This window comes from Frankia sp. CcCS3 (assembly GCF_977927575.1).
The window spans coordinates 12,029-15,950 of sequence record NZ_CDWRCL010000080.1 but is presented as its reverse complement, the minus strand read 5'-3'; the positions used below and the strand labels follow the sequence as shown (position 1 = coordinate 15,950).

2 protein-coding genes are annotated in these 3,922 nt (G+C 72.1%); one reads left to right on the top strand and one right to left on the bottom strand.

All coding sequences use genetic code 11. The features are described from left to right. The first annotated feature begins 102 nt into the window (after positions 1–102). Complete coding sequence (locus tag AC08OQ_RS09510; RefSeq protein ID WP_476599882.1) at positions 103–3,390, top strand: amino acid adenylation domain-containing protein; 3,288 nt, start codon at positions 103–105, stop codon at positions 3,388–3,390. A 26-nt stretch (positions 3,391–3,416) separates the two neighbouring features. Here AC08OQ_RS09510 and AC08OQ_RS09505 read toward each other — a convergent pair. Next, positions 3,417–3,922: MOSC domain-containing protein (locus AC08OQ_RS09505; protein WP_476611990.1), on the bottom strand; the 506-nt coding region annotated here is incomplete at its 5' end.

Genomic DNA, 3,922 nt, shown 5'->3' with positions numbered 1-3,922 from the left:
GCGCCGGCGCGCACCGGCCGGTACGGCGGGCTCGAGGGCCCGGACCCGGCGTCGGGCCGCGGGCCGGTCACCACGAGTTCCGCCTGAACGGAAGGGAAAACCATGGTCGCGAGACGGTCTTCCATCCCTACTTCGGGTCCATCCAGCGACGTTGGCCGGGGCGGGACCGACCTCGACCAGCGGCGACCGGTCGCGGACGACTTCTCCAGCGGGCGGGTGGATCCGCTCGTCGAGCGATCGCTCACCGCTCTTGTGGCGGAGGCGACCCGCCGGACGCCGGAGGCGACCGCCGTTGTCGGTCTGGCGGGCGCCGACGCGGGCGCGGGCGTGGCCGTCACCCTCACCTACGCCGACCTCGAACGGCGGGCCGAAGCCGTCGCCGCGTCGTTGCGCGCGGTCGGGGTCGGCCCGGAGGTGACCGTCGGTGTGTGCCTGCTACGCTCGGCCGCCCAGGTGGTGGCCCTGCTCGGTGTGCTGCGAGCCGGCGGCGCGTTCGTCCCCTTGGACGGCTCCTGGCCGGCCCGGCGCATCAGCGCGGTGGCCGACGAAGCCGGGATCGCGGCGGTGGTGGCCGGGGCGGCCGGCGCCCCGCCCGAGCTGTCGGCCAGCGCCGGCTTCGTGCCGCTGCTGCGGCTGGACCCCGCCGGCCGGCTCGTCACCGCCGGTGGCGGCACGCCCGCCAGGGCGGTCTCGGCCGACAACCCGCACCCGTACCCCGCCGTGGACCTGGAGAACCTCGCCTACGTCATCTACACCTCCGGGTCGACCGGGACACCCAAGGGCGTGATGATCCGTCATCAGGCGATCTGCAACCGGCTGCGCTGGCAGGTCGACCTGCTGGGCCTCACCGGTGATGACGTCGTCCTGCACAAAGCGCCGTTGAGCATCGACATCTCGATCAACGAAATCCTCCTGCCGCTGGTCGCCGGGGCGCTCATGGTGATCGCGCCGCCTGGGGCCGAGGCGGATCCGGGCGCGTTGCTCGAGATCATCCGCGCCCATTCGGTGACGTTCTGCTATGTCGCGCCGTCCACGCTCGGGGCGATGCTCGAGTGTCCGGACGCGGTGGAGGCGGGGCGTTCGTTGCGGCACGTCTGGTGCGGGGGCGAGGTCCTGCGCGACGAGGCCTACCGGCGCTTCCGGGAGCGGTGGCGGGCCCGGCTTTACCACGGCTACGGGCCCGCCGAGGCGACGATCGGCGTCTCCTGCCGGGTGTTCGACCCGGACCAGGCCACCGCCCGCGTGTCGATCGGGCGGCCGAACCCGAACACTCAGCTCCGGGTCCTGGACGCCGAGTACAACCCGGTGCCGCTCGGCGCGGTCGGCGAGCTCTTCATCAGCGGGCTGCCGCTGGCCCGGGGCTACCTCAACGACCCGCGCCGCACCGCGGACCAGTTCGTGCCCGACTCGTTCAGCCCAGTGCCCGGCAGCCGGATGTACGCCACCGGAGACCTGGGCCGGTTCCGCGCCGACGGGGAGATCGAGTTTCTCGGCCGGGCCGACAACCAGGTGAAGATCCGCGGCTTCCGGGTGGAGCTGGAGGAGATCGAGAACGTGCTGTGCGGCCAGCCTGGGATCCGCCAGGCCGCCGTCGTCCTTGTCCCCGGCCAGGCAGGGGACGACGGCGAGCTGCGGGCGTACTGCGTGCGCGCGGGGGCGAGCGGCCCACCGAACCTGCGCGCCTGCCTGGCCGAACGGCTGCCCGAGCACATGGTCCCGGACACCTTCGTCGACGTCGCCGAGCTGCCGCTGACCGCGGCCGGCAAGATCGACCGGAGCGCGCTCGCCGCGCCCGGCCCGCCTGGCCCGCCCGCCGCCAACGACCATCCCCACCAGAGGAGGAACTCGATGACTTCGGACCAGACCACGACGCTGGCCGGGCCCACCACCCCGGAGCGATCCCTCGACCCAGTGCCGGCGGCGAGCGCGCCGGTGGAGCAACCCGGCCGCTCGGAACCCGTCGAGCCGGCCGGGCCCGACGATCTGGCCCGCCGGGTGGAGGCCGCCCAGCACGGACCGGGCGCGCACGCCCTCGTGCGCTCGTTCGCGTCGAACCCCGCCTTCCGCCCGGCCGAGTGGGAGGAGCTGACCACCGAGGACGACCCGTACCGGCGCCCGGTCCGGCCCGCCGACCTGGCCTGGCTCGACTACGGCACCGCGCTGGGACCCGAGGACACCCTCAAGCTCTCGGGCCTGCTCGGGCACCGGATGCTGCGCAACATCTACGACGCGGACCTGCTGTACCTGCCGCCGAACCGCAACGCGGCGGCCGATCGTGACGCCTCGGACTTCTACGGCGCGGGGAACCGGCTGCGTGGCGCGCTCGCCCAGCCGGTCCTCGAACGCCACCTGTTCTCGTTCCTGGCGCACCAACGCCCGTCCCCGCCGGTCGGCCCGTCCGCCGGCGGGTTGCTGAGCGAGCTGCGCGGTTACTGGGAGGAACGCCGGGACCACCCGGGGGACGCGTTCACGGTGCTGCGCGGCACCCGGGACCGGCGCGAGGCGACGACCTTCGCGTTGTTGCAGCTCTCAGCATTCCTGCCCGCGGTACGCACGGCGACCGCCCGCGCGTCGCTCGGCGAGTACGACCTCGCCCAGCCGGTCGCTCGGCGACTGCTTCTCGACGACTACCGGCGCTGGGTGGCGGGCTCGGACGCCTGGACGGCCCTGCTCGCCGTGGCCGGGCTCACCCCGACGGCCGGGGCCTACTGGCAGCTCTACCTGAACACCTCGTTGGCCCGGGGCAACCGTCTCCACCAGCTGTCCCGCGCGCCGCACCGGCATGCCGAGCTGCTCGGCGCGTTCGTGCACCAGCGCATCGACGACGCGGTCGCCGCCGCCGCCTGGGCGGATGCGGTCGAGGACGGCCTCGGCGAGCGGCCGGCATTCTTCGCCTCGTCACCGCCGGCGCTGACCCCCGCCGCGCTGGACGACCTGGTCGACACGCTGCTCACCCCGCTGCTCGCGCTGTCCGGGGATGCGGCTCTGACCGCCTTTCACGCCGGTTTCACGGACGCCGCCCAGCTCGCCCGCCGCTGGGACCGTGACCTCGCCGAGCAGCTGGCCTGGGCCGACTCGATCGAGGAGTACAAGGCGAAGGCCGAGGCCATCGACGCCTACCTCACCACCGAGGGGATAGCGGTCGACCTCGACACGTTCGTCGAGTCGTGTGACGAGACATCGACGACGCACGTCCACGACGAGCACCGGCTGGTCATGATCGAGTCGGGTGACATGCACTTCTGGAACAACGTCACTCACAAGATCGCGTTGAGTGACGGCGACAAGATTCTCATTCCCAAGTCGCGGCTGCACGGATCGACGGTGCTCTCGGGATCGTGCACCTACCACCAGCCGATCATTCCGGACGACATGTACCTGAAGTTCTGACCGCGCCCGGCCCGGCGACCGAGACGTTACCCGCCGCTGGCGGGAGCTGATCGGGCCAGCCGTCGCTGAACCTTGTTCCGTAGGTCTTCCGGAAGGAGATCCGTGATGCCGCCGAGGGCGGGTAGCCCGTCGGGCTCGGTCGTGAGCGATCGGAAGACCTGCCCGACGGTTAGCCCGTGCCCGGGCCGGTGCAGGACTGTGATCGAATCCCCGGCGGCGGCCTCTCCTTCGGCCAGAACCCGCAGGTACGCGCCGGGCGTACCGCGCCGCGAAAAGCGCTTAATGAGATCCGGGACGTCCCAGAATCCGGCGAAAACACGGCAGGGGGTGCGGGGCGAGGTCACCTGGACCACCGCGGACCCGACGGCCCAGACCTCGCCGATCCGAGCGCCGGTGACATCCATTCCCAACGACGTCAGGTTCTCCCCGAAACTACCCGGAGGGATATCACGGTCAAGGGAGCGCGACCACCAGGAGAAATCTTCGTGAGCGAACATGTACACGGCCCGATCAACACCGCCATGAAACGTCA

Bases quoted from the DNA above. Each gene is read 5' to 3' on its own strand.
- AC08OQ_RS09510 (WP_476599882.1), top strand. From the start codon at position 103: ATGGTCGCGAGACGGTCTTCCATCCCTACTTCGGGTCCATCCAGCGAC.